Raw genomic sequence first — 24363 nt, forward strand, 5'->3', positions numbered from 1 at the left:
CAGCTCTTTGGCCAGCGCCTGCAGTTTGCTTCTTTCCATTGCGTTTGTCGTCATTTTGGCAATTCCTCATTATAGGAGCTTCATCTGCCAGAATTACTTACACACTTTTATTTACAGGCTCGACAAAGATGTCGATAGGGGTAATCACATTGCGGCTGGAAGCTTCTGCCAGCCTGTCAAAGAAAGGGCCAGCTGCCATTTCCCCAAGAAACGGCGAAAGAACCTTTCCATCTTCTGCAAACAAGCTCTTGATGGTGCCGTAGTCGGCATCACCAAGCGCCCTCATATAGATTTGCAAAACAGAAATGTACTCTGACATTGATGTCTCCTTTTGATTAATGTCTCACAAATGTATCACTTTTTGTGCAATCGCCAGGTTTGCTCAGACCACATCAACGGTTTTCATTGATGACAGCTCCTGGCTAAGCAAAAGCATGAGCTCACTTTGTTCAAATTGTTTTATCAGTAAAGGAACAGCAAATACAAACTCAGATTCATTGCGCTTGAGTACATACGCTAATTGCAGGCGAGACAGGGCATGACGCATGGTTTCTGGTTCTACAGTCAGACCATTGTAAGCAAACAGGGCGGCAAGTGCAGACAAACTCGTTTTGCCTTTGAGAGCCGTGTGATAAACGACGATGCGGTCAAGGCGACAAGAGGCTTCATCTTTGCTTAATTTACCCCAGCCAGCCAAAGCATCCTGCACAGCTTGCGAAGAAAGCGCGTGCGTGACATGGCGGACTTCTATGGCACGCTCTCCTGGCTGCAAAGCTTCCAGGCATTCCTGGCAAAGGATGGCGAGCAAATTGGCGCGCTGACCGCTTGCTTCCACCAGTTGATCTACTAACTGGTTGCTGGAAAACCCAAAGCGCAAGCGCGATAAAGGTACCGTGACCAATTCTTTGCAGGCATCCTGCTCCAGTCCACCTATCGTCAATACTTCGCCAAAATTGCGCAGTGGGGACTGATAATCAAGCACCGCAGTTGCATATAAATCCCAAAATCCTGCCAGCATGAACCAGCAACGGCCTTCATCACTCAAGGAGCGCAGGGCAGATAATTGCGGGTAATTATTGATGGATTCATCACGGAAAAAGAGATCAGCTTCGTCGATCAACAGGAATAATCGTTTACCTGCGAAGTTGGCTTCCAGATGAGAAATAATATCTTCGATAGGCATTGTTGCATCAAGACCAAACTGAAGTGCCATGCGAGGAGCCAGACGATGATCGCGCAAAGAAATGTAATGACAGACTATGTGCGGATGTCCCTGCAGGCTACGCTGGACCGCTTTCAAGAGGCTGCTTTTGCCAAGCTGGCGGCCACCCACGACAAGGTAATTGGAGGGATCGCGACCGATGACGCGTGATAGCAATTTTTCCCGCCCAAAAAATGCACCCGCACTGGTAACCGCTCCTCTGGTCTGGTAGGGCGATATGCGCGTTACACGTAATTGCTCAGCAAGAAGACGCAACAAGACAGCGGCAGGTTGTCTGCTAAGCATGCACTCAGTCTGACTCGCGCCGTCGAGCATCACAAACATATTGCCTTTATCTTCGCAGTAAGCTTGCAGCGCAATGTGTTCTGTTTCACTCTCGGATCTGGCAAGTATCAGCATCACATCAGAACCAATTTGCGCGGATATTAGCGCACCTATCAGAACCTCATCGCTGACATCAACATAGGGGATAAAGACCAGGCATCTGTCCAGCGACACGGGCAGATTGCTAGCAAATTGCCACTCAAAAACCTGGCCGGGAAGCGACCACCCTGTGCTGACTTTGCTTTGTACTGACAGACGTGTTGCTAGATATTCCTGCTGTCTATTTGCACCTTCATTGACATAAGCAACGGCGCGCTGCCAGGAAGCAGTGGAGATACCTGCCGCTTGCAACGTCGCCTGTCTTCTGCCGGTAATGCCAAGCAAACGATCGAGTTTGGGCAAGATACGGTAGGGTGTGCGTCGCAAGCGATCAGGGCGCAATTGTGATGGCCCCAGTAAAGGGTGTCTTACAACAGCAAAAATACCAGCGGCAATGAAAATCAATGCACAAACCAGGGGCAAGGTCTTTAGCTGGCTCAGAGTTACTGTGTCTGAAGTGGCACCTTCGCAATTCATTGGCATGAATTTGGCAGGCACAGGCGGCGTGCCGGCACGACATTTCCATGAGTGGTTTGATGGAATGAACTCAAGTATCAATTGTGTCCCCGACAGGGAACCTAACTGAGCATATTTTATTAAATTGATCTGCAATATATTTGGCCGGGGTGAGGTCACTGCGAGATATGGAGTTATCGTCTGCGGTTCTAACTTTTTAATATCAGAAGGCCATTCATCGTTAATGTTATGCATTTCAGACAAAGCGAGGCGCCATTGGTTTATATCACTCCAGATAGGGCCAACGTTTTCAGCAGCAAGCACACCATCCCTGGTAAAGGGATTCAGCTTTGGCGCGAGCAGCGCAGTTCCAAGCAATAATGTCAGCGTGATGATGAAAATGGTACGCAGTATTTTCTTTGGCAGTTGCAACAAAAAATTTCCCTGCATCATTCAAGCACCATCAAGCCAGCTTCACGGATAACGTCGCAACGCCAGCAAAGCCGGGCCTGATCACCTTGTCCACGGACGTGTATCAGGTTTCCCCAAAAAAGGCGGCGCAAATCCTCATCCTGAAGATAGGGACGAGCTCGCCCCAGATCATCGGTCTCCAGCAAGCTGCGCAGACGCAGCAGAGAAGCTGGATTTTGTGTCAGCGGCAAAAAGGTTTGCCACAAACGGGCACTGTGAGTTAAAAATGTGCGCAATGCTGCGCCATCGTTTTCCATGGAAGCCTGATTATCAACCAGCCATTGCATACCTTCTTCAAAGAGGGCCGGATGGCCGCCACACATGGTTGCCAGTGCGGTCAGCCTGGAAGATGCGATGACATGGTCAGGCCAGCGTTGCTTGACGAGGATATGCAAGTCTTCTGTGTCCGCATCTGGCCAATGGCTGACCTGGGCGATATTCAGTAGCGAGAGATCGCCGCTGCGGTATTTCAAGTCGGCCAGTGCCTCACCACCGCATAACAAAAGATGCAGGCGACCACCATGCATTTCACTCAAACTGCGCAAAATGCCCGCCAATGCTTCGCGCAAGACTGGAGTGCCTTGTTCAAACCGGCTCACCAGGCAAAATACGCGTTCACCTGCTTGCAGTCTCTGTTCCAGTGCCGCTTCAAATTCATAATCTGAACTGACATTTTCAAACCCACATTGGCGTCCTATTGCCGCAAAATATTCACTGCTGTCGGCGCTGATGCTGTAAGGGGGCTGTATATGAAGTGTCGCTTTTTCACCGTATTGTACGCGTGCTCGGGACAGTAATTTTTCACGGAACGGGGGTTGTCCCCAATGCGCTTGTGACAGTAACAGGGTGATAGGGTAGGGCGTTGATTGAGCCAATCGCACAAACAATTGACCCATGAATTCCGCAAACGGTGTTTCATTGATTTCTTCGTTTTGTAATGGGAATTCAGGTGCAAGACCCGCAGCAGCAAAAAAAAGATTGGTTTCAGTTTCTGTCAGTCTGAGGTAACGCGCACAGGCATGCAAACTGTCGCGCGATCTGGCACTGGGGAGCGAAGTGCCATTCCTCCAGTTATTGACTGACTCCCGGCTGAGTCCAATTTCTGCGGCAACTCCAGCCGCACTGGCACGTATCCTGCGCATGTATTGCGATAGCAGATGAGAGAAGGTGTCTGAAAACATGAATAGCCTGTCTTAATCAGCCAAATAAGGCTAGTGATTTTAGGGAGCAAATATTAAATATGCGCCTGTATGCGAGCGCCATTTTATCAGCGTGCGGCCTGGTTGCAGATATTGATGCTGTCAGCCGGCGGCCGTATCAACTTGACATACTGTCAGCAGGGCCTTCAGTTTTTGCGGAATGGTTTGGGATTGTAGATTGCAGCTTTGGCTTTATCTTGATGTGTCTGCCTATGTTTTCTCGTTCCCTGCATTAACAGTATCAATAACATACACATGTTTAATGTCAGGCTGAGGACTAAAATTTCGTCCTTGTAGATTGCAAATAGAGTAATTAGATGGTCAGTGATCTTGATGAGTTCATTCATATGAAAACGGTAATTTTTTTTGATGCAATACGCAATACGGCTGTAGTACTTCGATAGGATGTTTGATTAGTAATGCATGCCCGTCAGGTTTCTATTTTTCGCCTGCCTGCCCGGTTTACGACAATGAACGATATTATATATTTGTCATTATAAACGTAATTTAGATCAAATTAACAGAATCAAAACTAGTTGGATGGGACCTGCGTAATGCTTCCCAAGCACTGTCGCTTAACTGCTAATTTCGCAATAATGGAAAAGTAGTTGACATCGCCTCAAAGGTGGCGCTGTCATTAATCTCATATTTGGTAGCGCTACCATTGTTGGGCGACTACCGGGACAATAAGTGAACTCATGAGACCTGGTATTGGAATGCCAACTATGTGCCCGCACAAAGAAATCGCAGCCAATACCCGTACGCCCATTCATATCAGGTATGGTCTGCACCAGCAAGGAGTTGCCGTCGTACTTGCACTATTGCTGTCGGCGCTTGCAGTTACTGTGGTCAGCGGGATGTTCTGGCCACAACATATCCAGTTCAGGTCGCTTGAAAATCTACTCGAACAACAACGGATGCGTATGTTGCAAAGAGACGTGCTGGACAAGACTCGCCAGATATTAAGGCTGAATGCGATGGAAAATGATGGCGTCACCAGCCTGGATGGGGCTTGGGCTAAATCTGACGCCACAATCAAGTTCGATGAATTAGTGCTGCAGGCAGAATCAAGCATTGCCGCGCTGACCGTCCGGGTTGTGGATGCTCAATCCCGCTACAACCTTATGAATCTGGCGACTGGTGGCAAGATCAATGAGTGCCAGGTTAGCAGCTACCAGCGCTTGCTTCAGATATTGAAAATAGATACCGCCCTGGCGGAACTGACAGCAACTGCTATGGAAGCCACCCAATCGACGGGGGCAGCTCGTGAAAATATATTCGCCCTCGTTCACATTGATGATCTCGTCACTATCCCTGGATATACCTCTCAGATACTGGCCAGCCTCCGGGAATTTGTCGTGTTATTGCCCGAGCCTACGGCCCTCAATGTCAATACAGCCTCGTTAGTGCTGCTATTCGCCGTTACCGGATCACAGCAAAGCACCATGATGCTGGCGCAAGAGCGGCAGCGACAGACAATACGCAAGCTCGCCGAAATAACGCAACGATCCCAACAACCCTAACAATCAGACGAAGCATTGCTGATCAAGGACACGTTTCTGGATGTAAAAAGTGACTATTTTCTCGTGGAACAGCAGATCAGGCTGGGCCGCATGAGCTTTTCTTCAGAAGCTCTTATCAGGCGCAAGACAGGGGGGGGGCGTTTTCCTGACATCCAGGCGCGCGATGACGTTTTACCTACCGCTGTCATCTGGATGCGTAAAAGCTGAGACGAATTGATGTCAACACTCACGATCAGCCAGCTTTGCTCTGGTGCCAGCGGCGCACGCGGGCCACCGCCAACATTTGCCATGGAATACCCTGTGTATCAAATTCGTTCATCAAATTCGTTCATCACCGAATTCAATCAACATAAAAAAATGGAGACAACAATGATTAAGACAAGAAACTTGAATCCCGCAAAACTTAAGCAGGTTATCGCTGGATTGTTGTTGGGACTTAGCTTCTGCCATCAGGCGCAGGCAGCATCCGCCTCGGCCAATCCTGCAGATGCAATTAACAAGCACATTTATGTAGATCAGTATGATCTCTCTACAAATCTATGGGGTATCAGCGGTGCAGGTACGAACTGGTCTGAAACCATCTTCACCAATTCAACCAGTACCATGGATGGGGCGGGTTATAAATGGACGGGATTTGGCGGTGATACAAGTACAGTCAAGTCATACCCAAGCATACGCCGGGGTGCCAGCAATAGTCAGAATAATCCGGCCACGTCTGGTTTGCCCTATCAGTTCGGCCCCAATACAAAAAACGTCGATGTGCTATGGAGCTTTGCCACAGCGGGCTACGATGGAACGGGCAATATTGTTGGCACCTACAACCATGCCATTGACGTCTTCTTTCATTCATCCAACATCTGGAATACGAGTTACCTGAAAGGAGAAATCATGGTCATACCTGACTCCTCTGCTAACTCGCAGACCGCAGGTTGGGGTGTCAAAGACGCCGCCAGCTTTGTACTCGATGGCGAAACCTGGGATGTCTGGCAAGCGACCATGACTTCCAACGGCAATAGCTGGCCAGTCATGCAATTCCGAAAACGGGTGAATGCCCGGCACTTCAATAAGAACCTGAAATATTTTTTTGCAGAAGCAGCGCGCAGGAGGGCCGATGTATTCAAGAGCACCTAGTATGTGATGATGGTAGAGGCCGGAACTGAAGTGAAATCTGGTTCAGGGCATTTCTATAATAAGAATTACCAGGTGAGCGTGTACTGAAAAAACGCTAAAGCATCTGACCAGGTAATAGGTTTTCCTGCAACCTGACTATAAGCGCTTCATGACATATTGTTGTACATGGTATGAAGCGCTGCAACTACACGACTCAACAGGCTCTTGGTAACAACAAAGCGTTGTTGAAAACCATCATTTTTGTTTAGTAAACTAACTAAACTAAAAGTCGCATTCAGACATTTATTGACCGATTTTTCAAGAAAAAGCTACCATCAAATACCGTTTTTACAGCAATTTCTTAAATTTGTTTAGCAGATTATGATGACTTTGTTTTTTCCTCTATCAGCATGGGCATAACCATACGCGACCTGGCCGAAGCCACTGGTTTTTCAGTGGGCACGATTTCCCGTGCGCTCAAAAACCAGACTGGTTTGACAGAAACCACGCGCGCACTGGTTTTTAATGCTGCGCAAGAAATGGGTTACGACCTGTCAAAGTTAAAGCATGGACGCATACGACGTATCGCTTTTCTCTTGCACAGACAGCACAATAATTTGTCGAGCAGCCCATTTTATTCCATCGTTTTGCACGGGGCAGAGGCTGCCTGCAGACGAGCCGGCATTGCTTTGTCATTTGTTGCAGTTGGCCCCGCTGAGCCAGTGATGGAGCAAATCAGGGTGCATCAGCCGGATGCCATTGTGTGTGCGGGATTTTTCGAAGCGGAATTATTGCAGGCGATACGCACTTCAGGAAAACCCTTGGTGCTGATTGATATGCATCTGGCCGGTTATACCTCAATTAACCCGAATAATCGTCTGGGCGGCTATTTAGCCACGCAACATTTGATCAACACCGGACGCAAGCGCATAGCCATGTTAAGCGGTCCGCACGCGCACTACAGCATACAAGAGCGTATCCATGGTTTTCGCAAGGCCTTGTTTGACGCAAAAATGCTGGCCAATCCAGAATATGAACTTGCGATTCCGCATCAGGCTGAAGAAGAAAAAATAGTCAGGCAGGCAGTGACGGATTTGTTGTCCATGTCCGAGCCACCAGATGCTCTCTTTTGCTACAACGACAATACTGCCCTGACTGCGATGACTGCTTGTCTGGATATGGGATTGAAGGTCCCTGAAGATATCGCCATTGTCGGTTTTGACGATATCCGGGCCGCAGCGAGAGCCCACCCAACTTTAAGCAGTATTGCCGTAGATAAGGAAGGACTGGGCGCAGAGGGCGTGGCCATGCTGCTACGCAATGCACAACCAGAGAGCCTTGAGACAACACTTGCAGTGCAATTGATTGTACGGGGCAGCAGTGTGCAATCTGTTTGAAGATTGAACCTCATCGGACTAAGTCATCAACGCCATATAATTCTTGGAAAAATCATGCGTCGCTCTATCATTTTATTTGCTTCGATTACGCTACTTTGTGTGCCACCACTTTATGCAAAGGCAGGTACTGATCTTGCAGCAGAGGTCAATCCCTTGATAGGAACGACAAATCTGGGCAATACTTTTCCAGGGGCAGTCATGCCTTTTGGTATGTTCAGCTTTAGTCCTGAGACCAGCAAAGGTGAAAAAAACAAGGCAGCAGCTCCTGGGGGCTATTTATACGAGGCCAGAAAAATACGTGGCTTCAGCCTGACGCATTTATCCGGTACCGGTTGTCGTGGTGCCAGTGGTGACATACCGTTCATGCCAGTTACGACAGAACTCAGCACCTCACCGTCGCTGGACAGTAAGGATGAGCATTATGCCAGTCGCTATTCTCATTTAAATGAAACCGTGCAACCTGGTTATTATAAAGTACGTATGGAAAATGGCGTGCAAACTGAATTAAGTGCCAGCCTGCATGCAGGTATTGCGCGCTTTGTCTATCCGACACAGGGTAAGTCAGCGATTTTGATACGCAATTCTGATTCACAGTTAGGCAGTTTTGCGGCTAATTTGAAAATTGATACTGCGACGAATACCGTCAGCGGTTCGGTCAGCAGCGGCAATTTTTGCGGATATCTGCACCCTGTAACACGCAGGCCTTATTACACAATTTATTTCGTCGCCCGCTTTAACCAGAAATTTTCGGCAACAGCAACCTGGCAAAACGAGAAAATCATTCCCAATGGTATAGCGGCAGAAGGTGCGACTGAGCTGGATGATAAAGGCTTCCCGCAACTCAACAAAGGTTCAGGGGCCTGGATAGAATTTGGTCATGCCAGAAATGTTGAAGCACGGATTGGTATTTCCTATGTCAGCGTAGCAAATGCCACAGAAAATCTGAATGCAGAAATATCTGCAGAAAAACCTCTGGAGACGGTCGTAAAAGAAAACCGCCAGGCTTGGAATCAGCAATTGGCTAAAATTGATGTGACCGGTGGCGACAAAGACCAGCGCACGATTTTCTACACTGCCTTATATCACTCCTTGCTGCATCCAAATCTTTTTAGTGACGTCAATGGTGAGTATGCAGGTTTTGATCAAAAGACACATAAGGTAAAGGCTCCCCAATTGGCGCAATATGCCAATTTTTCAGGCTGGGATATCTACCGCTCACAAGTGCAATTGATCGCCCTGATCGAACCCAAAATCGCCAGTGACATAGCACAGTCTTTATTGAACCAGGCCCAGCAAAACAATGGCGTATGGGATCGATGGACGCATAACAATGGTGCCACTGGCGTTATGAATGGTGATCCCGCTACTGCCTCGGTTGCCAGCATGTACGCATTTGGCGCACGTGATTTTGATGTGGCTACGGCTTTTACCTCGCTCACTAAAGCGGCACGCACTCCGACCAAGCTGGATTTGTCCAGGGATGGCTGTCCTGTCATGTGTGTAGGGCAAAGACCGGGCCTGGATCAATGGATAAAGTATGGCTACATGCCACAATCAGCGCCAGGCTGGGGCATGGTATCTGATGCACTGGAATATGCAAGTGCCGATTTTGCGCTGGCCTCATTCGCTGGAAAATTGGGCGATCAGGCTGCGAAAAAAGAATTCCTGGCCCGGGCGCAAAACTGGAAAAATCACTTCAATCCCGCCACTGGCTATTTGCAGGAACGCAAACAGGATGGCCAGTTCGTCGCTGCGTTTGACCCGGCTTCAGACGAGGGCATGGTAGAGGGCAGTGGTGCGCAGTATCTTTGGATGGTCCCATTCAATGCTGATGGCTTGATCAAGACCTTGGGTGGCGTTGAAAAATCCACGCAGCGGCTGGATAAATTTTTCAAGAGTGATTTTGGCGCATGGACACTGACTGTCTCTGGCGCACATCATTCAGAAATGGATAATGAACCCTCGATTGGCGCTGCCTGGCTATATTCTTATGCCGCACAACCCTGGAAAACCCAGGAAGTGATACGCGAAGTGTTAGGGCAGCTTTGGCACAATCGCCCAGATGGCATACCTGGCAACGATGACCTGGGTCAGATGTCTGCATGGTATGTATGGGCAGCGATGGGCTTGTATCCACAATATCCAGGCCGGGCAGAATTACTGATTGCCAGCCCAACTTTCAAGAAAATCGTGGTTCAACGAAAACAAGGACCATTGACCATCAATACAGATCAGACTGGCACGCAATTTAAATACGTGCAAAGCCTGACCTTGAACGGCAAATCATTGACGAAATCCTGGCTCGATGAAACTGCTTTGGACGGTAAGCTGAACCTGGATTTTAAACTTGGCAGGGAAGCCAATAAAAAGTGGGCAATCAAGCCAGGTGAATTACCGCCATCATTTGAATAAATTCAATTCAGGCAGTTGATGTATTCGTCGCTTTAAAAGAATCCACTGAAAAGGTACATATGATGTTTCGTATTTGCGGGCTAATTTTCCTGGGCGCAGTCATCGTCAACAGTGTTGATGCTGCGCCAGCCAGTAGTTCACGTCCGGTTGATGCCGTCAATGTATTCATAGGCACTGGAGGTGATGGCCATACATTCCCCGGCGCGACACGTCCTTTTGGCATGGTGCAATTAAGTCCCGATACACAGGTGCGACATTTCCGCCAGAGTTATCCCTGGGCGGCTGGCTATCGTTATGAAGATGATTCCATACTTGGCTTCTCGCATACGCATTTTTCAGGTACTGGCCATTCTGATCTGGGCGACGTATTGTTGATGCCCTATAGCGGCGACACCAAACTCGAGCCAGGCTATCCAGAACGCCCTTTCAGCGGTTATCGTTCACGTTTTAGCCACAAAGAAGAGCGTGCCGAGCCTGGCTATTATGCAGTCAAGTTGCTCGACCATGAAATTGATGTCGAATTGACGGCGAGTGACAGGGTAGGCATGCACCGCTATCGTTTTGCCAAAGGTGAGGCAGCCAAGTTGATCGTCGATTTGCGTAGCAGTATTTACGATTACAAAACAAAAAACCTGTGGTCTAGCATGCGCGTACGCAAGGACGGTATTATCACCGGCATGCGTGAAACCCGTGGCTGGGCGGCAGGTCGCCAGGTTTATTTTGCCATGCAATTTTCACGGCCATTATTGACGCGTGAAATACATAACCGTGAAGATGCAGTGGAATACCGTGGCTTTGCCGGGCCGGGCAGCGGCCCTCAGGATAAAGCCAAAGTCGAAGGCAAGGCGCTGGTTGCCGCGCTGGATTTTGGTGTTCCCAGTGACCAGACTCTGATGGTCAAAGTGGCGATTTCGGCTGTCAGTGAAGACGGCGCAATTGCAAATCTGGCTGAAATTCAGGATTGGGACTTTACAGCGCAGCGGGCCAAATCCAAGCAGGCCTGGGACGATGCACTGTCAGCAGTCAGTATTGAAGCAAAACCCGAGATGCGCACCAAGGCTTACACCGCCTTGTACCACAGCATGATGGGCCCCAGCTTGTTTATGGATGTGGATGGCCGCTACCGTGGGCCGGATAATCAGGTGCATCAGGCTGAAGGCTTCCGTTTTCATTCCACTTTTTCTTTATGGGACACTTACCGTGCTCTCCATCCCTTGCTAACTTTGATACAGCCAGCACAGCGCAATGCTGATTTTGTGCGCTCGCTGCTGGCATCCCAGCAATATAGCCCCGACGGGATACTGCCGGTATGGCAATTCCATGGTCTGGAAACCTGGTGCATGATAGGTTATCACGCTGTGCCCGTGATCGCTGATGCCTACATAAAGGGTATTCCCGGTTTTGATGCAGATAGCGCATTGAATGCAATGATGGCCAGCGCCGAATATGGCCCCTACGGCGGTTTGAAGCATTACATGAAACTGGGTTATGTGCCAACCGATCTGGAACCAGAAGCTGCATCCAAAACCGTAGAATATGCTTTTGATGACTGGACAATCGCGCGTATGGCCGAGAAGATGGGTAAGGCTGATATCGCGAAAAAATATTATGCCCGTGCCCAGAATTTCCGTAATGTGTTTGATACCAAGACTGGTTTCATCCGTGCGCGTAAATCGAATGGTGAATTCCGTGTCCCTTTTGACCCGACCGTATCCAATTTTGGCAGTGATTATACCGAAGGTAGTGCATGGCAATATTCATGGTATATGCCGCATGATAATGCCGGTCTGATCAGCATGCTGGGAGGTGATGCTGCTGCCATCTCGAAAATCGATCAGGTATTCGATGCAAAAGTAGATCACAAAGTCTATGCGCACATGGAAGATATTTCTGGTTTGATAGGGCATTACGCGCATGGTAATGAGCCTTCACATCATGTCGCTTATTTATACAATTACTTCGGTGCACCATGGAAAACCCAGCAGCGCTTGCAGCAAATCATGCAGAGCCAGTATCAGGCCAAGCCTGATGGTCTGTCGGGCAATGATGATCTTGGTCAGATGTCTGCCTGGTTTGTTTTCACGAGTCTTGGCTTTTACCCGGTTGCTCCCGGTAGCAATGAATACATACTTGGTCGCCCGTTTTTGGATAAAACGACACTGCAATTACCGAATGGTAAACAGTTCACCATACGCGCCCAGAATCTGAGTGATGCCCACCCCTATGTGGCAAGCGTCAGTTTGAATGGGAAAGTGCTGGATCAAAACTATCTGCGTCATGAACAAATCATGGCTGGTGGCGAGCTGGTGTTTGTCATGCAGGCTGAGCCAAACAAGAAGTGGGGCAATCCTAAGGATGCCCGACCCTATACACAAACACCATATCAATGAGGCCGATGATGAATAAATCAGCACATACGTATTGGGGACAATTCATACCACTGGTAACGGTATTCTTCTTCTGGGGCTTTGTTGCAGCCAGCAATGATATTTTGATCCCTGTGTTCAAGGCAGCGTTTCATTTATCGCAAACACAAAGCCAGTTTGTATCGCTTGCTTTTTATGTTGCCTACACGGTTGGCTCCTTGCTGTACCTGCTAGTTTCTGCCGTACTTAAACAGGATTTTATACAGAAGATAGGTTACAAAAATGGATTGGCACTAGGGCTTTGCATATCTGCGCTGGGTACTTTGTTATTTTATCCCGCAGCTAATTCAAGTTCGTTTGAATTAATGCTGTCGGGCTTGTTTATCGTGGGCCTGGGGTTTTCATTGCAGCAAACGGCGGCTAATCCACTGGCGATTGCCTTGGGTTCGCGCGAAACCGGCTCACAACGCCTGACCCTTGCTGGCGGGATTAATAATTTCGGTACCACCATAGGCCCGTTGATAGTGAGCTTTGCCATATTTGGCACACCATCGTCAAACAATACGGTCGCCAGTATAGAAAGCGTCAAAATACCTTACCTGGTTTTGGGGCTGGTATTTTTCCTGGTTGCTGTTTTCCTCAAATTTTCATCCTTGCCTGACCGCCCGGCAATGGAAGAAGCGCAAGACAGCCATACACATGGCCCTGGCTCTGCATTGCAATTCCCACAATTGGTCTTGGGCATGCTTGCGATTTTTGTCTATGTGGGTGTCGAGGTATCCACTGCCAGTAATCTACCTGCCTATATGGAACTGACTCAGGGCTATCTGACCAAGGATATCGCACCATTCATTTCGCTATATTGGGGGAGTTTGATGATAGGCCGCTGGACGGGCGCGGTCGAGGCTTTCCAGTTGAGTGACGGCGCAGCAAAGCTGGCGAAATTCCTTGCGCCGTATCTGGCCTTTAGCGTGTTTCTTGCTGTGAACGCGATAGCTCAACATGAGTTAAGCCGTTTTTATGTGTATGGTGCTGTTGTCGTGGTGTTGATTTTTGCTGACCTTGCCAGCAAGGGAAATCCCGCAAACATGTTGGGCATTTTTTCTGTGTTGGGTATTTCTGCCTTGATACTTGGTATGTGCACCAGCGGCATGGTAAGCATTTATGCATTCACCAGTATAGGTTTGTTTTGCAGCACTTTGTGGCCGTGCATTTTCTCTTTGGCCATTAGTGGTCTAGGCAAACATACGGGGCAGGGAAGCAATTTCCTGATCATGATGATCATGGGCGGCGGTGTTGTGAGCTGGCTGCAAGGCTTTGTTGCCGATAAGGTCGGTATACAAATGAGCTACATCGTCGGCGTAGGCTGCTTTTCTTATCTGGCTTTTTATTCATTGAAGGTAAAAAACATTTTGGCCAGACAGGGAATAGATTTACAAAGAAAAGCAGCTATCGCGCATTAATTACCCCAGCAACTCCAGATCATGACAATGACTTTCCCAGATTTTCGTGCTGCCAGCACCTTGACTGAGCACATAGCGCACACTATGCGTTTTTATCATCCACGCTGTATAGATATCAGCGGTGGCTTCTATCATTATTTTAAAGATGACGGTCAGGTTTATGATGCAACCTCGCGTCATTTGGTCAGCAGCACTCGCTTCATCTTTGATTACGCAATGGCCTACCGGCAGTTTTCTGATCCACGTTATTTGCACATGGTACAACACGGGGTCACATTCTTGCGCGAAGTACACCGTGATGCCGTCAATGGCGGCTATGCCTGGCAACTGAACTGGGGCAACGGGAAGAAACATATCATTGACGATAATAATCATTGCTATGGCCTGGCCTTTGTTTTGCTCGCTTATTCCCATGCAGTAATGGCAGGTATGGATGAGGCACGTGCTTATATAGATGAAACCGTGGCTCTCATGGAAGAAAAATTCTGGCTACCAGAATTTGAACTCTATGCAGACCAGGCCAGTGCAGACTGGACGCACCTCGACACTTATCGCGGTCAGAATGCCAATATGCATAGCTGTGAAGCGATGCTGGCAGCCTATCAGGCGACTGGTGAAGTCAAGCATCTGCACCGTGCGGAAGTGATAGCCAAATCCATTACCCAGCGACAAGCCTCTCAAGCCGGCGGCATGATTTGGGAACACTACGACAATGCCTGGCAGATAGACTGGAAATACAATCTTGAGGATAAGGCAAATCTATTCCGTCCCTGGGGGTTCCAACCAGGGCATTTCACTGAATGGTCCAAACTTCTGGTACTGCTGGACGCAGAGGCTGAAAATTTGCAAGGCGATTCAACATGGATTTTACCAACAGCCGAGCGCCTGTTTGACATAGCGCTGGATCTCGCCTGGGATCAGGAGCATGGTGGCATTTGCTATGGCTTTGCCCCCGATCACAGTATTTGCGATGGTGATAAATACTTTTGGGTGCAGGCTGAATCAATCGCTGCTGCAGCTTGCCTGGCACAACGCACTGGTAAGCAAAAATATTGGGACTGGTACGACGAAATCTGGCAATACAGTTGGACGCATTTTGTTGATCACCAATACGGCGCCTGGTATCGCATCCTGGATAACAATAACCATAAAATCAGCGATGAAAAAAGCCCGGCCGGAAAGACTGATTACCATACCATGGGCGCATGTTATGAAGTGTTGAATGTATTAAAACTGGATAAACACCATGACTGACTTTCCTCAATTTGTCTGTGCTGGTGAAGCCTTGACCGACATGCTGCGCACTGGCCCAGATGACTGGAAAAGCCTGGTCGGTGGCTCCACCTGGAATGTCGCCCGTAATCTGGCAAAACTAGGCCTGCGCACAGGTTTTGCCGGGGCTATCAGTGAAGATGTATTTGGCGATGCATTGTATGCAGCCAATGAGCAGGCTGGCCTGGATATGCGACTGCTACAACGGTTTCAAAAATCACCCTTGCTTGCGATTGTCGCTGAAACTACGCCACCAAAGTACTTCTTCATTGGAGAAGACAGTGCGGATCTGTATTTTTCACCTGCGGCTTTACCAGGTGGATGGAACCGCGATTTGCAATGGGTACATTTTGGTGGCATCAGCCTGGCGCGCGAGCCACTGGCAACAACATTGATTTCATTGGCAAGGCAATGCAAAAAGGATGGGGTAAAAATCAGTTATGACCCTAATTTCCGTAATCTGATGGACGACAGATATGATGCTACTTTGCGTACAATGACGCAATTGGCTGACGTAATAAAAATATCTGACGATGATTTACGTGGGCTTTTTCGCCAGGAAAACGCCGACATGGCCTTGGCACAATTACGTGAATTCAATCCCGAAGCGGTTTATCTGTATACCCGCGGTGCAGCAGGTGCCTCTTTGCATCTGGGTGATCAAACCTGGCAAGCATTGCCACCCCAGATCAATGTCATCGACACGATAGGGGCTGGCGATGCCAGTATCGCGGGCTTGCTTTACAGCCTGCACAAGACACCAGAAAAAAACTGGCAAGAACACCTGGATTTCTCTGTCGCCAGTGGTGCAGCAGCATGTTTGGCGGCTGGTGCGCAAGCGCCTAGTCTTGCGCAAGTGTTGGCCCTGTACGAAAAAATCAAGAAAAATTAACCCGGAGAATTTTTATGCTGAAGACCTTACGCATCAGTTGTGCCTTACTCTTTTTTACGCTTGGCAGTACCTTAGCTCATGCAGAAAACAGCATGACCGAAGCGCAATCGCAGCTCATGGCCAACAAGGTAAAACGCGAAACCCAACATGCCTGGCAAGCATATAAGCAATTTGCCTGGGGTCATGACGCAGTAAAACCATTGAGCCGCACGCCACATGACTGGTATGGCACTTCACTGTTGATGACACCGGTGGATGCCTTGGATACTTTCCTGATCATGGGCTTGAAAAAAGAAGCAAAAGAAGCGCAAGACCTGATCGTCTCCAAGCTCAATTTTGACCAGGATATCTATGTCCAGAATTTTGAAATCACAATTCGCTTGCTCGGTGGCCTGCTATCAGCTTACCAAATAACAAAAGACCAGCGCCTGCTGAATCTCGCTGAAGATCTGGGACAACGATTATTGCCAGTATTTGAAACACCTACAGGCTTGCCCTATACCCATGTGAATCTCAAAACCGGGCAAGTACGTGGCAATGTCAGCAACCCGGCAGAGACAGGTACGCTGCTACTTGAGTTTGGCATGCTAAGCAAACTCAGCAACAAACCTGTCTATTTCCAAAAGGCGAAAAAGGCATTGGTGGCAACCTATGAGCGCCGCTCATCCATCGGACTGGTTGGTGCGCGCATCAATGTAGAAACAGGGGAGTGGGTCGACCAGAACTCTCACATTGGCGGTGGTATCGACTCTTATTACGAGTACATCTATAAATGCTGGCGCTTGTTTGGCGATGCAGATTGCAAGGCCATGTGGGATACCAGTATAGACAGCGTTAACCGCTATCTTGGAGATGAGGTTGAAAGTGGATACTGGTACGGGCGTGCAAACATGCAAAGTGGGGCACGCACGGCAAGCCGTTATGGCGCACTTGATGCGTTCATGCCCGCGCTACTGGTGTTGAGTGGGGATGTAGAACGCGCCAAGCGATTACAGGATTCTGGCTTGAAGATGTGGCGAATACATGGCATTGAGCCAGAGTCGCTTGACTATAAGACTATGACCGTTAATTCTGCCACTTATCATTTGCGGCCAGAAATTATTGAGTCAGCATATTACCTGTATCGCACTACTGGTGACACAAAATACCGCCTCATGGGTAAGGAATTTTTTGAGGACTTCGTGAAATATTGCCGCAGCGAGTCTGGTTATGCAGCCTTGAAAGATGTGCGTAGCAAAGAAAAAGACGATTCGATGGAAAGCTTCTTGTTTGCCGAAACCTTCAAATATTATTACCTTTTGTTTGCGCCAAAATCTGCCCTGGATTTCGATAAAGTTACTTTTAATACTGAGGCACACCCTTTACAGATAAAGTAAATTTTTCTGTGAAATGTAAATTTGTAAAAGTATAAAACGCTTGATGACTTCATGAGTTCATTCTTGCTCTCGTCCTCACTAAGTTGTGACGTCACATTAATTTTATACTTTTCAATTAATCGTCAGCATAAGGTTTATATCAGGACCAAAGCGTGGAACGTAAAAACGCGCATTAAAGTCTAAAAATATAAACATGCCTCTTGAAAATATGAATGAGAATCATTATCATTTGGTTGTTGCATTTGTTTATGCCATTCTGTTCGCGCTTAGCCAATTGCACTCCTTACAGGCATGTTTGAATGGTAAAAATGGAAAAGAAAATTAGACTCAACTCGATGAATTCGGGAGAAATTCCGGGTCTGGCCGAACAGTTACAGCGTGCAGGATTGCGCCCGACTGTTGGCCGCATAGGAATGCTAGCGGCAATTATACAAATTGGCGAAGGCTATCATTATCCAGAAGATATTTTGAGGGAACTGCTAAGGCAGGGCAGGCTAGGTAGCATCACAACAATTTATCGCGTACTTGCCGATTTGACGTCGATCAATTTTTTGCAACGCTCTTTTGATGTGGAAGGTAAAGCTAAATATCGATTAGCCGATGCAAGCATCGCTGCCGAAGAAATATGCCTGGTCTGTGAGCAATCAGGCAGGAGTATTACTGTCCATGAAAGTGAACTTCGGGGAAAATTAGATCAGCTGGCGCGTCAGCATGGTATGGAAACATCATCATCACCTTTATTGATACGAGTCAATGCAGCGACAAAACTGGAAAGTGTCGGGCATAAGTAGCGGCAATCCAGAATGACACCTGCATTTGCTATGTCTGTTCTGCCAGAGATACGGGTAACATGGGGCTAGTAAATTTCAAGGCTTCCGGTGTAATATCCTGTCTCAATTTTTGCAGATCAGGAATGGTTCTGTATCTGAAAACAGGGTATCCAGCGGCTATCAAAAAAGATTCTCGTAATGCATCTTCCTTTTCCCGTCCATTGTGGCTGGAATCGTCGTATTCGACGATGGCAATTGCCCCAAATGCCCTGGTACAGATGACGAAATCTGCATATTTTCTGCAGTATCTATTCCTAACCGCCTGATCATTCGTCTCAAGTAAAGCACTGAACGACACCTGCGCCAACACCACATGCTCAGGGAAAGCTTTTGCCAACTGCCCATACATAGGCTGCTCTCGCATGGAGAGCACCGGCCGTTTTCGTGTTGATATCCCAACAGCGCGCAATGACGCAAAAACTTCTGCAGTTCTGTACTTGTCTGGATATTTTCTTTGTTTAAGTATTTGCCAATAAGTAACGGCCATCGCCACAAATAGCAGTCCGATGATCAAGATCATCACTGCGTTGAAAATTGACAAGGGAAGTGCTTCCAGGATTTGTTTGATTGTGCCCGGCATAATGTGAATTAAATATTTGGCAATATTTAATTATAAACAATTAACTTGTTGTAATGCGTGATTTTGGACTTGATGCGTTGCCTTGTAGCGATAAGCTTGATTCAATTCTATTTTGCGAGAATGGATCAACCGTATCTACATAGCGCATCGCGCTTTGTACGCTTTTCCAGCCCACATACTCCATTAGCGTTTTTAAATCCCAGCCATTGCTGCTCGCCCAATTAGCAAATCCACGCCTGAGCGAGTGAGCCGAGTAATCATCTGCATTAATTACGCCCGCATCTTTGAAGATGGTGCGGAGCAGGGGGATCAGGCTATCCATATGCAAGCCATCATCCCCAATACGCCCCCAGCGATTGATAGACCTGAATACGGGCCCTGATGCAAGCCCTGCTAATTCTTTCCACGCCGTGTAAGCGGCAACAGGGCAAAGCTGCTTTAGCGCAGGTGCTTTAAAAGTGCTCCCCTTATTTTGGCGATCACTTTTTGTATGCGGCAAGAACAAACTCATACCTTGGCCTGGGACGATTTCTATGTATTCAATCTGCAGCCGCGTTAGTTCATCGCCACGAAAACCTCTCCAAAACCCAATCAGCAATAAAGCACGGTTTCTGGTGTGCCTTAATTCTGCGGCACGGTCGCCAGATGCGTTTGCAGCGGCGATTGAATTCTCCAGCCAACGATCAACCAGAGCAAGCTGCTCAAGCTGGAATGGTTTGGCTTGTTTTTCCTGAATAGGATGCTCTCGTTGTATGCCGCGAAGTATTTTTTTAATGAGAGGTGCTTTGGTTGGATCAGCAAAGCCCTGGTCTATATGCCACTGCGCCAATGCAGCAAGCCGCTGACGCAATGTATTCATCGCCAGTGATTCTGCATGATCAACCAGGTATTGAGCGATATTTTCGCTAGTCGCGGGCAAAAATCCACCCCATTCGATTTCGTAATGCCTTACCGCTGCTTGATAAGCGGTGCGGGTATTGTCACGCGTGCCAGCGTGTAAGTAGTGATCAATTTTGCCCATAAGCCTGCCGATGCCGTTTTCGCCAAGTCCGTCCAAATTGGATGTCCAGTGGTTGTGGGGGTAATTTTAACGGATTTCTACCCTAACACAGGATAATCTTAATTTATCCAGTGCCAATTAAGTAGCTTTTATCTATAATTTAAAGTAATATTTTATTATGTAATTACATGGTACGTAATACATTATGATATTTCATGGGGGAAGTCATGGCGAGAACTGGTTTATACAAGTCAGAAGTCGAAAAAGCGCGCAATACCCTGATAGCGCAGGGTCGCCATCCGTCAGTCGATGCGGTAAGAATTGTCCTTGGCAACACCGGCTCCAAGACGACAATTCACAAATACCTCAAAGAGCTGGAGGAGGAGGGTGGCGGCAATTCACGCAGCAAAGCTCCCGTTAGTGAAGCCCTGCAAAACCTGGTGGTACAGTTGGCCACTCAACTGGAATCTGAAGCAGATAATCGCATTGCTGAAATGGCAGCTCAATGCACTGAAAAGGATCGTCTTCATGCAGTAGAAATTGCCGAGCTCAAAGCCAGCAATGCGCAGACAAAAGAAAAACTCGACCTGACAATTGCCGCCATCAAGCAAGAAATAGCATCGCACGAGCAAACCAGGGAAGCCCTGCAAACCGAGTCCATGGCCCACCACACTCTGGCCCAGCAAGTCATCGATCTACGGGAGCGTCTGGCAGAAAATGAGATTCACCGGCAATCACTGGAAGAAAAACACCAGCACGCCCGCGATGCGCTTGAACACTATCGTGCATCCGTGAAAGAGCAACGTGATCAGGATGTCCGGCGCCATGAGCAACAAGTGCAGCAACTACAGGCAGAGCAACGTCAATTGCAGCAAAGCCTGATCAATAAGCAAAATGAAATAACACGACTCAACCAGGATGGTGCCCGCTGGGTGGCAGAAATAGCGCAAGCACAAAAAACCATCTATGAAGAGCAAACCAATTACCGCAAACTCAATAGCCAGGTAGAAGCATTACGGGCGATCGAACAACGCGCCAAATTGCTGGAACCCCAACTGAGTGAGAAAGACGTTTTAATCGAAGAACTAAAAGTGCGCCTGATAGGTTTTTCTTCTAGAGAAAGCGAGCATCAGCAGCAACAGCGTCAGATAGAATTGGAGCTGAATGCCGCGAAAGCCAAGATCAATGCGCAAGAGGCAATGATGGCGGAGCTAAAAAACTTGATACGCGAAAGAATGATACCTGGGAACAAAGAGCCACAAACAGGCAAGTAAAGCAGACGCAGCTTGGATGCCGCATTTACAATGGATGGTCTTGGCTTTCGCGAAGATATGAGCGTACCTAACTACAAGGATGACATGATCAAGATGTACAAGGAGAAGATAGACTGGAAACCCGGGGTCAAATCCAAGTTTGATGGCGCAAAAGACATTACTTTCAACCTTACCGATGATTTTATCGATCCACTGACCACTAAGGCGGCCAATTGATGATTCCTTCCCGAAAAGCGCATTTTGCCTTCGCCACGGACTTCCCGGGAATGGCAGCTTGCTGCCTCGTTGATCAGTCACTCAACGTTCTTTACTTTTGCAATGAAGATGCCGTGCTGGGCGGTTCTTCTTTTCTGAAACGGTTCGATTTGTCTAGCTACACGGGCAACGAGTGGGCAGAGCCGAATCGTCTGTCTCGCGATACCATGAAAAACAGATCCTGCCTGCTGGATCGCTGCGGCGAAGTTCTCGCTATATATGGCGAGGCCCCGGAACTGGTGAAGCTGGACTCATCTGAAGTTATCTATGCTGAACGTACCGGTTGCGGCCAGCAGGACTGGGATGACTACTCTTGGGTTCAATACTGGAATGGCAAAGCGTATCGCGGTGTTAGCTTCTATGGTGAAGGTGTCGATGTGATTAGCCTCGCAGAGGGCCAGGCAGTACTTGGACGCTTGGATATTGACATCGAATTCAATGATCAATGGCACGGGCAATATTTTGCAGGGCTGCGTAACTCTGGGCGCATTGCCGTCTATGCCGTCGACGAGGAGCGCTACGTGTTCGACGTGCCGGCAGAGCACTATGTGTTCCGCGATGATCCCGCAGTGCTTGGGCGAGTGGCTTTTGACCGCGGGCGTGTGTTCTTTATTGCGGGCGACACGCTATTGGTTGGAGATCTCGAGTCCGGTTCGATCCTGTTCGAAATCAAGTATCTGGTGTCTGCAAAAATGCAGGCGTTCCTGCAAGAGTTCAGCTATGACGGACGCAATGCCTATGCCACGCAAATGGTGGTGCAGGGCGATAAGGTATTTTTGTCGTCCAGTATATTGAAAGGCTACATCCTGTGTATCGACTTGCAGGTCCAGGACGTCATTTGGTTGCGGGGCTACCAACACCGGGTCAAGGGGCTCGTTACCAAGGGCGACCTGGTGTATGGAGCCGCAGCGTTGATCCCTACTGCATGGGATATCCATACCGGCGAACAAGTGTGGGCCGCTGAGGGAGGCATCGATGCTGTCTCTGCCCAAATCAGCGATCAATGGCTGATATTTTCTGGTTCTGCTGGCGACACTAAGTGCTTCAAACTCGAAACTCCCTACCAATCTTCCGCCAAGGTCTGATGGCCCATGGATTTCTGTCTTGTTCTGCAGTCGTATAGTTGATTAACGGCAGAACGACCTAGTAACGTTTTTTACCCGTCACTGTTCAGTGCGTCCGATTAAATTTTAACCCGATGGGATGGAAGCATTTCCGTGCCATGTCTGGGTGTCCGTTGCAATTATGAACGGAAAGCACGATTAAGATCTTTTGCATCTTTTCACTGATTGCACAGGCATCAAAAAAAGTAAAATATATTGTTAAGCTCATGACTGGGAATACATACTGATGTGGCCATTTGACCAACCAAAGAACTGTGCGACCATCGTATCCAAAAGTATTTTGGAACGCGGCGCTCCCATCCTAATTGTCTGCCACGACGCTGACGACCATGGGTGGCAGTTTCTGGACGGTCTCAGCGAAGATGTCGACGATCTGGCCCTTATTGGTCTTGGGCACATACTGGACATCGATACGGGAATGGCGGAACTTGCCGGTCTCGAGCCGGGGTATCAGGCATCCCGCCAAACGACAACGTCGGCATGGGTTATCGAACAGATTCCAGCCGAATCTGAAGGCGAAACCCCAAACATGGAATGACCGCACGTCGCCATAGGGCATATTTGTCGCCGGTTTAGGATAGTCTCGGCCTCGCCATCGAGACAAAAAACGGTGTCGATTACATAGGTAAGAAGCTCCTGCAGGAAAAGACTGAGCAGCAACGAGAGCTAGAAACCTTTGTGTATCGGCCAAAGCATCGAGACGTTAGCTACATAAGCAGGGTGCTTGCACCTGTGTTCAAAGGCTCGTTTGCCACTAACAAACCTATTATGGCCACAGACCCGGCCAAGATCAGTAAGGACGTGCCGCAAGGCTCTGCGGCTGCCATGATCGATCAAACAGCAGATGTTTTGCTGTTCACTGGCACGGCCAAAGAGATTGCGACGCTCCAGAAGCTGTTACCGCAGATAGACGAGGCAAAAGGCCAGGTCATGGTGCGTGGTGTCGTCTATGAAGTCACCAGCACAGACAAGCAAGGCTCAGCCTTTGCGCTGGCGCTCAGTATCCTGGGCGGCAAGTTCTCTGTCATCAACGGTGGATCTGCAACGCTCGATAGCGCCATACGCATCAAGAAAAACAGCATCGATGCCGTGTTTTCTGCACTCTCCAGTGATTCCAGGTTTAATGTCATCAGCAAAGCAAGCGTCAGGGTTGGCTCCGGTGACACTGGCAGATTCAACAGCGGCCAGGAAGTGCCGGTTCTCGGTGCGGTGTCTTATCCATCTGGCTCAGGCCAGGCAGTCCAGGACGTGCAATACCGTAACAGCGGCGTTTCGTTTGAGGTCAAGCCAAGTGTCAGAGACGAGGTAGTCGATTTGAAGGTAAAGCAGCAGATCAGCGACTTTGTGACCACAACGACAGGTGTCAACAACAGTCCGACGCTTAACAAGCGTGAAGTGGAAACCAGCGTGAGCCTGCAAGATGGTGATGTAGTTGTCCTGGGCGGACTCTCCCAAGATAAGCAAACAGGCTCTCATTCCGGCCTGTCGTTTCTGCCTGCATTTTTGCAGTCTAAAGGCAGTGAAAATAGTAAGTCCGAGATATTGCTTGTGCTTCTGCTTCAAAAGTTATGACTGTATTCAATTGTTTTTTAGAGAGCCTGTAAATAAAAGTGTGTAAGTAATTCTGGCAGATGAAGCTCCTATAATGAGGAATTGCCAAAATGACGACAAACGCAATGGAAAGAAGCAAACTGCAGGCGCTGGCCAAAGAGCTGGCG

Annotated in this window: 21 protein-coding genes; 15 read left to right on the forward strand and 6 right to left on the reverse strand. The window is 48.4% G+C overall.

The features are described from left to right. Positions 1–97 precede the first annotated feature (97 nt). From ACO0LN_RS29545 to ACO0LN_RS29555, 3 genes are all read right to left on the reverse strand, one after another. Positions 98–319, reverse strand: coding sequence for a hypothetical protein (locus ACO0LN_RS29545; protein WP_422980208.1), 222 nt, complete (start codon positions 317–319; stop codon positions 98–100). 63 nt (positions 320–382) lie between these two features. After that, positions 383–2128 carry an AAA family ATPase gene (locus tag ACO0LN_RS29550; protein ID WP_422980210.1) on the reverse strand — a complete coding sequence of 582 codons (1746 nt, stop codon included), beginning with the start codon at positions 2126–2128 and terminating at the stop codon, positions 383–385. A gap of 422 nt (positions 2129–2550) precedes the next feature. Continuing rightward, positions 2551–3753: a hypothetical protein gene (locus ACO0LN_RS29555; RefSeq protein ID WP_422980212.1), complete on the reverse strand. Its 1203-nt coding sequence runs from the start codon at positions 3751–3753 to the stop codon at positions 2551–2553. A 716-nt stretch (positions 3754–4469) separates the two neighbouring features. Here ACO0LN_RS29555 and gspK point away from each other — a divergent pair. Continuing rightward, positions 4470–5294 carry a type II secretion system minor pseudopilin GspK gene (gene gspK, locus ACO0LN_RS29560; protein ID WP_422980214.1) on the forward strand — a complete coding sequence of 275 codons (825 nt, stop codon included), beginning with the start codon at positions 4470–4472 and terminating at the stop codon, positions 5292–5294. A 53-nt stretch (positions 5295–5347) separates the two neighbouring features. Here the strand turns inward: gspK and ACO0LN_RS29565 are convergent, their stop codons facing one another. Continuing rightward, the gene (locus ACO0LN_RS29565; RefSeq protein ID WP_422980216.1) at positions 5348–5584 is read right to left on the reverse strand and encodes a hypothetical protein; all 237 of its coding nucleotides are present in this window, start codon (positions 5582–5584) and stop codon (positions 5348–5350) included. A 79-nt stretch (positions 5585–5663) separates the two neighbouring features. On the opposite strand from ACO0LN_RS29565, the gene ACO0LN_RS29570 reads away from it, so the two are divergent. The 9 genes from ACO0LN_RS29570 to ACO0LN_RS29610 all read left to right on the forward strand — a co-directional run bounded on the left by ACO0LN_RS29570 (position 5664) and on the right by ACO0LN_RS29610 (position 18373). Further along, positions 5664–6425: a hypothetical protein gene (locus ACO0LN_RS29570; protein ID WP_422980217.1), complete on the forward strand. Its 762-nt coding sequence runs from the start codon at positions 5664–5666 to the stop codon at positions 6423–6425. A gap of 389 nt (positions 6426–6814) precedes the next feature. Then, a complete protein-coding gene (locus ACO0LN_RS29575) occupies positions 6815–7801 on the forward strand; it encodes a LacI family DNA-binding transcriptional regulator (RefSeq protein ID WP_422980219.1) in 987 nt (328 codons plus the stop codon). A 54-nt stretch (positions 7802–7855) separates the two neighbouring features. Continuing rightward, positions 7856–10213, forward strand: a complete 2358-nt coding sequence (locus ACO0LN_RS29580) for a GH92 family glycosyl hydrolase (RefSeq protein WP_422980221.1) — start codon at positions 7856–7858, stop codon at positions 10211–10213. 62 nt (positions 10214–10275) lie between these two features. After that, positions 10276–12603: a GH92 family glycosyl hydrolase gene (locus tag ACO0LN_RS29585; RefSeq protein WP_422980223.1), complete on the forward strand. Its 2328-nt coding sequence runs from the start codon at positions 10276–10278 to the stop codon at positions 12601–12603. 8 nt (positions 12604–12611) lie between these two features. Next, entirely contained in the window at positions 12612–14042 is a 1431-nt protein-coding gene (locus ACO0LN_RS29590) for an MFS transporter (protein WP_422980225.1), read from the forward strand. A 21-nt stretch (positions 14043–14063) separates the two neighbouring features. Then, the gene (locus tag ACO0LN_RS29595; protein WP_422980227.1) at positions 14064–15296 is read left to right on the forward strand and encodes an AGE family epimerase/isomerase; all 1233 of its coding nucleotides are present in this window, start codon (positions 14064–14066) and stop codon (positions 15294–15296) included. After that, the gene (locus tag ACO0LN_RS29600) at positions 15289–16206 is read left to right on the forward strand and encodes a carbohydrate kinase family protein (RefSeq protein ID WP_422980229.1); all 918 of its coding nucleotides are present in this window, start codon (positions 15289–15291) and stop codon (positions 16204–16206) included. Before ACO0LN_RS29595 ends, ACO0LN_RS29600 begins: the two co-directional genes overlap by 8 nt. Before the next feature lie 14 nt (positions 16207–16220). After that, positions 16221–17582, forward strand: coding sequence for a glycoside hydrolase family 47 protein (locus ACO0LN_RS29605; RefSeq protein ID WP_422980231.1), 1362 nt, complete (start codon positions 16221–16223; stop codon positions 17580–17582). Between the two features lie 308 nt (positions 17583–17890). Further along, positions 17891–18373, forward strand: a complete 483-nt coding sequence (locus ACO0LN_RS29610) for a Fur family transcriptional regulator (protein WP_422980233.1) — start codon at positions 17891–17893, stop codon at positions 18371–18373. Between the two features lie 28 nt (positions 18374–18401). Here the strand turns inward: ACO0LN_RS29610 and ACO0LN_RS29615 are convergent, their stop codons facing one another. Next, a complete protein-coding gene (locus ACO0LN_RS29615; protein ID WP_422980235.1) occupies positions 18402–18992 on the reverse strand; it encodes a DUF2726 domain-containing protein in 591 nt (196 codons plus the stop codon). Positions 18993–19032: 40 nt separating this feature from the next. Next, complete coding sequence (locus ACO0LN_RS29620; protein WP_422980237.1) at positions 19033–20049, reverse strand: site-specific integrase; 1017 nt, start codon at positions 20047–20049, stop codon at positions 19033–19035. Between the two features lie 170 nt (positions 20050–20219). On the opposite strand from ACO0LN_RS29620, the gene ACO0LN_RS29625 reads away from it, so the two are divergent. From ACO0LN_RS29625 to ACO0LN_RS29645, 5 genes are all read left to right on the forward strand, one after another. Beyond that, positions 20220–21266, forward strand: coding sequence for a DNA-binding protein (locus ACO0LN_RS29625; RefSeq protein ID WP_422980239.1), 1047 nt, complete (start codon positions 20220–20222; stop codon positions 21264–21266). Between the two features lie 12 nt (positions 21267–21278). Then, on the forward strand, positions 21279–21482 hold the full coding sequence (locus tag ACO0LN_RS29630; protein ID WP_422980241.1) for a hypothetical protein: 204 nt from the start codon (positions 21279–21281) through the stop codon (positions 21480–21482). Continuing rightward, positions 21482–22606: a PQQ-binding-like beta-propeller repeat protein gene (locus ACO0LN_RS29635; protein WP_422980247.1), complete on the forward strand. Its 1125-nt coding sequence runs from the start codon at positions 21482–21484 to the stop codon at positions 22604–22606. The genes ACO0LN_RS29630 and ACO0LN_RS29635 overlap by 1 nt, the downstream gene beginning before the upstream one ends. A 265-nt stretch (positions 22607–22871) precedes the next feature. Further along, the gene (locus ACO0LN_RS29640; RefSeq protein ID WP_422980243.1) at positions 22872–23183 is read left to right on the forward strand and encodes a hypothetical protein; all 312 of its coding nucleotides are present in this window, start codon (positions 22872–22874) and stop codon (positions 23181–23183) included. A gap of 230 nt (positions 23184–23413) precedes the next feature. Then, complete coding sequence (locus ACO0LN_RS29645; protein WP_422980245.1) at positions 23414–24217, forward strand: type II secretion system protein GspD; 804 nt, start codon at positions 23414–23416, stop codon at positions 24215–24217. Positions 24218–24363 lie beyond the last annotated feature (146 nt).

Source organism: Undibacterium sp. TC9W (assembly GCF_049339865.1).
In the GTDB taxonomy this organism is placed as follows: Bacteria; Pseudomonadota; Gammaproteobacteria; order Burkholderiales; family Burkholderiaceae_D; genus Undibacterium.